This is a genomic window from Corynebacterium sp. KPL2680 (assembly GCF_040225675.1).
GTDB classification, from domain to species: domain Bacteria; phylum Actinomycetota; class Actinomycetes; order Mycobacteriales; family Mycobacteriaceae; genus Corynebacterium; species Corynebacterium rhinophilum.
On sequence record NZ_JBEHFM010000022.1, the window covers coordinates 19,925 to 27,465 of the forward strand.

A 7,541-nucleotide genomic window follows, 5' to 3' on the forward strand; every position below is an offset into this window, starting at 1 on the left:
TCGTGAGATTAGTCGTGTTGTGCCACAATTGTCACCGTGAGTTCTCAAGATGTTCAACGCCCCATCTGCATTATCGGCCTCGGCCTCATCGGTGGTTCCTTGCTGCGCGATCTCGCGGGCTATAACCACGACGTATTTGGATACAACCACTCGACGTCCGCCGCTCGCACCGCAGTCAAGCAGGGCTTTGACGTCAATGATGACTTGCCGGCGGTGCTTAACCGCGCCGAGGTTGAAGAGGCGCTCATCGTGATAGCCGTTCCCATGACCGCGGTGGGTAGCGTCTTGGATGCTATTCAGGAACACGCCCCTAGCTGCGGCATCACTGACGTGGTCTCCGTAAAGACTCCCGTGCGCCAGCAGGTCTGTGACCGCGGCATGGAGGATCGCTACGTAGGCGGGCACCCGATGGCGGGTACCTCGAAATCGGGATGGGATCACTCCCAGACGGGGCTTTTCCGCCGCGCCGCGTGGGGAATTACCTACGATTACGCCGCTGAGTATGAGGCGCGCGGGGAAAAGATTCCTAAGAAATGGATTGAGACTTTTACGGACGTCGTGCGCATGACCCAGATGGTGCATGCAGAGGCCGTGCCCATCCGTGTGGCCAACCACGATGCGGCGGTCGCTCGCATTTCCCACCTGCCGCATATTTTTGCGGAGACTCTCGCCACGGTGGGCGATAATGGCGGCATTTTGGCGCAGTCTCTAGCCGCCGGTTCCTTCAAGGATGCGACCCGGGTGGCCGGAACCCGCCCGGATCTCGTGCGGCAGATGTGCGAGACCAATGCCCCGGCCCTGGTAGAGGCCTTGGATGAGGCGCTGGAGTTGCTTCACGATGCCCGGGAGAAGCTCGCCGCCCCCGAGCCTTCCATCGCCGAGCTTGCCGATGCCGGCTACCGCGCCCGCACCCGCATCGAAGCCAGGTCGGGCGCGCGCAAGGAATCGGTCTCCCCGGTCAAGATTTCCTCCCGCCCGGTGCTGCGCCTGCACCCCGGTGGCCCGAAGTGGGTGGCGCAGCTGCGCCAGACCGAATCCTTGGGCGGGCGCATCGAGATTTTTTAGCGGCGCGACGTGCGGGCGGCACCGTTGCCAGCACCGGTAGCGAAGGTGCGCGCAGCCGCCGCGGCACCGATAAGGCCAATGGCCGCTACCGTGAAGTAGATCCACGGGCGGTCGCCGCTGGTCTGCGGCGTTGCCTGCGGGGTAGGCGTGGTCTCCGCGGTCAAGATGGCGTCCTTATCCTTGCCGCTGATCACGCCGTCTACCCAGTCCTTAGTGCCGGCGAGCGTGGTGATAGCCGCGCTTGGGGAGGGCAAATCCGGGTCCGCATTGGAAGTACCCGCGGTAGCTAGGCCCGCAAGCTTTCCGCCCACGAAGAACGGTCCGCCGGAATCGCCACCCTGCATGCCGGCATTACCGGTGGAGTGGACATCGAGGATCGGGCTGCTGATCATCGGGGCCATGCCGCCTTGGCCAGGCTGCATTACTTCCCCACCGTTGCCGTCAGGCTTGACAATCTGCGGCTGCTCGGCGCCCGGCTTGGTGGCACCCGGCGAGACCACCTTGGGCTTATCCGATCCCGAACCAGATCCCGGCATCTTGAAGCCGGGCATGGCCTCTTCGGCGGGCACGGATTCGTAGCCTTCAGGGACCTTCATGCCGGCATCCGGCTTGGAGCCGCCCGGCATCTTGAGACCGGGCATGGCTTCCTCAGCTGGCACGGACTCGTAGCCTTCCGGGGCTTCCTTGCCGGCGCCTGGCTTCTGTGCGGCGTCATCGCTTGGCCCGCCGCCCAGGATTTCGGAGACCTTCATCTCTGCCATCGGCAGCTGGCCCTTGCGCGCCATGGAGGAGCTGCTGCTCCAGCCATATAGGGTGCCAAGGTCGCCGGTCTCGGGAATATCGGTGGAGATCTTGGCCGGTTTGATATCGGTTACGGGCTCGGTGAGGTGGAGCAGTCCGGCATCGGAAAGCGGGGATAGCGCCCACGAATCCGCGTCATAGACCTTGTCTCCCAGGCGGGCCTGGGTGCCTTCATTATTGACGGATTGCAGGCAGTGGCGGGCGGTAAGCACCCACTGCTTATCCACCAGCGTGCCGGTGCAGTCGCCGAAGTTGCCTATCCGGCCCATCTTGAGCGCGGCGACGGTCCGGGACTCGGCGTTATCGGGGGCGGGTTCGCCGTGCTCAAGGGCGCTGGCGGGGGCCGCCAACATCCCGATGATGCCGGCGGTGGTCAAAGCGGTAGCAAATTTACGCGACATGTTAGTCCTTCTTTCCAGCAGGAACGGCGAGTTTAACGGCGGAGGAGACGGCCTTTTCGAGGGGGCCTTGGCCCAGGAATTTCCGCCAGATGGTGGCGAGCACGAGGAATAGGCCAATAAATGCCCATGCCCACGCGGTGTTGTGCAGTGAGATGTTGCTTTGCCAGTAATAGGCGGAGAGCACGTGCAAGACATAAACGGTCAGGGACATCGTGCCCATTGCGGCCAAGGGGTAGACGAGCTTGGGTACCGCGCTGCCGATGAGCAGGCACAGGTGCAGCACCACTGCTGCCACTGCAACGGAGAGCAGGATTTCGCCCGCTACGCCGGTGTGGCCGGTAAAGCGCAGCCAGCTGGGAATATCCGGCTCGAAGCGGAAGTAGGTGCCAACCGCGGCAATCACCGCGCTGACTGCGGTAACAATCCACTGCAGCGCCGTGCGGAAGCTACCTGGGCGGATGTAGACCTCAAAGAGCAGCATGCCGGCGATGAAATACGCGATCCATGCCAGCAGCGGATAGACCTGCGGCAGGGTAAACGGCGCGTAGTGCACGGTTGAGGCGATGGCGGCGACGAAGAACAGGGCCAGCTTCCACCACATGTTCAGCGGTGGCACCCAGGAGACCACCATCATGGTGATACCCATAGCAACGAGCACGACCTGAATCTGCCCGCCAACCGGGAGCAGTGCCAGTCCGATAAGCGTAATGATGGCGCCACGGGCAATCAGGCGCAGCAGCGTCTGTACGGAATAGTTCTTGCTAATGAGCATCATCGTCACGCCGGCGACGATGGCAAATAGGGCGGCCGGAAGGCCCGACAATATGACCTTGGTACTCCATACCAACGAGGCCATGTGCAAAATAATCATGCCAATAATGGCAAGTGAACGAGCCAAATCCAGCCCGACGATGCGCGATGATGTACTCACCTAGCACTCTCCTTCACGATGTGATGGGACGCAGCGGTCTCCACCACGGCCCATGTTTTTAACGACTCTCTTTTTCTACAACGGAAGTCTGGGAGGTTGCTGTATCAACACTTTACATGTTCTGTACCTTATAAATGCCGTCATTGGCCCAACCAATCCCGCGGCCCCACTTTCCCGCTAACCGCACACAATTTCACCCAATTTCCCGGCGGCAACACACTCCGGAGGACCCACCGCAGCGCGCATCACCGCCAACTACACGCAATTAATTCACCCCAGAAACCCATACTTACCTGCTATTTTGCTATAGATAATCGATTACCCCCTCCATACCTTTATTCTGATAGTTTCTTTTCTGTCAGGATGCTTCCTGGCACCTATGAAAAGCGCTCAAACTGTCTGGCAAATGATCACGAAGTTCGGTCCCTCTTCATTCCTCCCCCTAAATCAACCGAAAGAGGACACATGCTCAAAACACGCGCTAGAAACCTAGTGTTTGCCGTGGTGGCCTCCGCGCTTGGCGATGGCCTCATCCCCACCGCTTTTGCCATCCAATCGTTCAAGTTGGACTCCAGCGGCAGACTGCTCACCTTTGTCCTCATTGCGCTGTGGTCCGCCAAACTAATTTCATCGCTGGCCCTGGACAAAATACCGACCCCAGCTTTTCCAGCCAGGATCATGGTTCTATCGGTTCTGCGGCCCCTACCTCCGTGTGGAAAAAGGTGCACTGAAACCTCCTCCAGATACCCCTATGCGCCGCTTATACCGGGCACCTCTTAGCCTTATTTTTGGCGGACAGCATTGACGTCATTGCCGTAGTCACCGCACTGAGCGGCGCCTTGACCGCCATCTCAGGAATTACCTGGGATGTCCTGGGGCAGGAACTACATTCATATTCCTTGCCCCAAGATCCGTGCCGCAGCAAAGCAAGGCTTAATTATTGCGGTCCATCAACTCACGCTGACTTCAAGGCGAGCCGGGACCTAGCCCCTGTTTGGTGGGCACCTGATATCCAGCTCAGTGAGGTTGGCAAGATTGGTAATCTACTGCCGAAGCTAATCCCAAATATGCACCACACAAGCCAGGCCATACGGTCACCATTCAGGGCGTTCAGGACTTCGATATGCAGCGTGACAACACTATTTTTGCTGGATCCAAAATTAAACCCTTGCCATCCATTCAGGCGAGCCCCACCTAACCATACGGACGTTCGCACCGCCAGCACCGGATGGAATCAAATTTAGAAACCGGAATTTCAGGCAAAACTATTGACAGCAGGCATAATCGCCCCCTACTGTGTGAGATACGTCGCAGAAAGTGACACACGTCATGTTCCACAGCTTTCGAAAAGAGCTACCTGCCTGCCGTTATGGACATTAAGTTTATTGAACGCATGAAGGGGAACATGTCACTCGTTTCCCAGTTCTACGACGACCCAGCCACCACACTAGGAGAAGCCGGTGTCTCTGGGGAAGTTTATCGGCACTGATTCAAGATTAATGGCATAGTACCTGGAGCACATCATGTTCACCTTACTGCATCAATAAATCTCATTTGACACACCGCAAGTTGCGGCGGGTCAAGAAGTTGACCCGTGAGAATTACCCACTTCGGAAATCCGACGCTGGGTTCATGCTGCGCGCATGAGCTTTCAGTCGCGGTTGTCAAACATTGAGAGACACGATGCAGGATTATACTGATCAAAAATTTTGGACCATCGTACGCAAGAACCATCCTGACTATCTACGGTGGTTCTTCGCTGATACAGCAAGCGCCTTAGGGGCATCACTCGTAGCTATCCCTATTTCACTTGCGAGCTACTACCTCACTGGAAGCCTAAGTCAAGCGGGAGTGATTGGAGCCGCAAGCTCGGCAGGCTCGATGATCATGACGATCCCAGCCGGGATGATCATCGATCGTTTTAACAAGAAGAAGTTACTTCTCTTCTACGGGCTGAGCCAAATTGGTATCTGGTCAACCTTCTCGCTACTGCTTTACTTGGGCAAATTCAATTTCCCACTTTTGTTCTTCTTTAGCCTGTTTGCAGGAATGATTACAGGCACGTTCGGAGGCCTAACCAACGCCATTTTGAGATTCATCATTCCTGAGAATTTGCTTGTTCAAGCGCAAGGCCGTAACCAAACTCGAGACAACATCATCTGGATGCTCGGACTACCTTTAGGAGGCTTTCTCTACGGCCTAGCCCCGGTTATTCCCTTCATTGCACAAACGTTGTGTGGGTTGGGTCCGCTTTATGCTTCAAGAACCATCAGTAAGGACCTGGGGAAGTCAAACAATGAGCAGAAGTATTCGTTTAAAGAGTTCTGGTCCGATAGTAAATATTCTTTGGCTTGGATTTGGAAATATCCGATGCTTCGAACAATCTTCAGCATCGATATCTTCTCCAACTTCGCCAACTTTTTCCTCATCGCGTCCATTGACCTATGGCTGGCATACCTCAAAGTTGATGGTTGGATAATCGGCCTCACCTCAGCCATGTTCGCCCTTGGAATGATTGTTGGAGGGCTTCTTCAAGACCGCCTCATCAAGCATTTGCCAGGAAGAAACATCATCCGAGCAACGATGTTATGGGAACTACTGTGGTACCTGTTACTTCTTGTATTTTCTCAGTATTGGCCACTTATCGCAGTTGCAGCATTTTTCATCGTAGTTCCCTCCATTGCGTGCAACTCGTACTCCGGAGGACTGCTTGCGTTATCAGCGCCTCCCGAAAAAATAGGAAAATGCTCGGCAGGAGCGCGTCTGATGATGGGATTGCTACCAATCATCGCCTCCGCCAGCGCGGGTACATTTCTCGCCGCAATTGGTTTTCAGGCAAGCATGGCACTATGCGCTCTGTGCTCGGTTATCTCCTGTTTGATAGCGACAAGTTCAGTCCTGCGCACACTACCTAAAGCATCCGAGTTCAATTTACTCCCCGTATGCGAGTAGTTCGGGCCTGACCTCCCAGAAAGTGGAGACTCCACGCTACCGGACGCAACCTATTGGGAGAGGAGCTTGAGGTTTGGAAGATAAAGACCGCGAAAACCGGGCCTCCAATTGTCAGATGCGAGGTTTTGGTACCGGTGTTCTGGGGACTCGGTACTGCTGTGTTCTGGGTAGTTGGTACCGGGGCGGGCCCACTACCCCAAATCCACATCCAATAAACAACCGAGCCGAAAAGCCAATAACCGGATTACTCTCGCTTACGGAGCTTATTGGCCCTGCGCCAAACTGCGTAAGTTCCCGCAAGGAAAACAACCGCAAAAACTCCGGCAACTCTAAAATAAAATAAGCCGTTTTCTAGCCTGCGGAAGATGTCTGACGATGAGGTAGAAGCCGTCTCAGCCAAGGTCTTAGCAACATAAATCGCATTCAACCCGCCGATAACATAACCGAGACAGAGCAACAGTGATACACAAATCGCAATCTTTAACAGAACCTCTAAGGATGAATTGCGTGACACTGTTCTCCTTTATATTCTCCCATTACAAATAGACGTGCACACTCAGCATTGCCCTTAACGTCAAAATTTTGAAATCCGTCATCGTGCGCATGACCGAAGGAACAATCATTGTGAGTTTTACCTTTGCGCGTCACATGGATCCCGTTTTCGTCTCTGTTTTGGTAGTCAACTCGCCAGTTGCACATCGTTCCGTTAGTAAACGTTGCCGACGCACTTTCGCTCTCTATGTGACCACCTTTCCCCTTAATCGAATGTTCAAGACTCACTACAGGAACCTCAAAATTATGACCATTAAACGTAAATCCAAAACCATTGATTGTAGTCGCGCCGAATGCTGATCTGTCTTCGACGCTCGGAACTGGGTCGCTACCTTCGGGAAGGTAATTATAGGCCGTTGGGTCTGTATTTTGGTAGTTTCCACCAAAGATAGTTTTCGGCCCCTCTTGTACCCCCTGTGATGTTTCCGCTTGAGCCATTCCGGACAAGGCAGGAAGTAGCAGCAGAGAAGACAAAAGAGAAGCGGAAGCTTTTAATGTTTTGTTCATAACTTTCCTTTCCGTACGCGACGACTTATTTAAAGTAACATAAATTGACACTCTTAGTAATGATTGTCATTATCCTGATTCCGGGATCCATTGCTGGTGTTAGCAGTTCGGGCCCAACCCCAGATGATGGACACGTCGACCTAAACGACAGGATGTGTTGGTGAAGTTATATGTTTAGCCCGTCTGGCCTGCTGGTATTAGGACTATTTCACTTATCCGGAGGAATAACGCAGCCTCGGACCTGAAATACCGCCGGTGCGGTTACCCTCGAGTAGTGGACACCCTATTAGTACGGATCTTGTGTCCGTAGGAGAGGATGTTCATTGTGAGTT

At 54.9% G+C, this 7,541-nt stretch carries 5 protein-coding genes; 2 read left to right on the forward strand and 3 right to left on the reverse strand.

All coding sequences use genetic code 11. The features are described 5' to 3' along the window. Positions 1 to 36: 36 nt before the first annotated feature. The gene (locus ABRP66_RS09875) at positions 37 to 1,065 is read left to right on the forward strand and encodes a prephenate dehydrogenase (protein WP_284771147.1); all 1,029 of its coding nucleotides are present in this window, start codon (positions 37 to 39) and stop codon (positions 1,063 to 1,065) included. Here ABRP66_RS09875 and ABRP66_RS09880 read toward each other — a convergent pair. After that, a complete protein-coding gene (locus ABRP66_RS09880; RefSeq protein WP_284771148.1) occupies positions 1,062 to 2,267 on the reverse strand; it encodes a trypsin-like serine protease in 1,206 nt (401 codons plus the stop codon). The genes ABRP66_RS09875 and ABRP66_RS09880 overlap by 4 nt on opposite strands. Position 2,268: 1 nt before the next feature. Then, on the reverse strand, positions 2,269 to 3,198 hold the full coding sequence (locus tag ABRP66_RS09885) for a DUF418 domain-containing protein (protein WP_284771149.1): 930 nt from the start codon (positions 3,196 to 3,198) through the stop codon (positions 2,269 to 2,271). 1,683 nt (positions 3,199 to 4,881) lie between these two features. Here ABRP66_RS09885 and ABRP66_RS09890 point away from each other — a divergent pair. After that, positions 4,882 to 6,150, forward strand: a complete 1,269-nt coding sequence (locus tag ABRP66_RS09890; protein WP_284796871.1) for an MFS transporter — start codon at positions 4,882 to 4,884, stop codon at positions 6,148 to 6,150. Positions 6,151 to 6,642: 492 nt separating this feature from the next. Here the strand turns inward: ABRP66_RS09890 and ABRP66_RS09895 are convergent, their stop codons facing one another. After that, positions 6,643 to 7,209, reverse strand: coding sequence for a hypothetical protein (locus ABRP66_RS09895; RefSeq protein ID WP_284771151.1), 567 nt, complete (start codon positions 7,207 to 7,209; stop codon positions 6,643 to 6,645). Positions 7,210 to 7,541 lie beyond the last annotated feature (332 nt).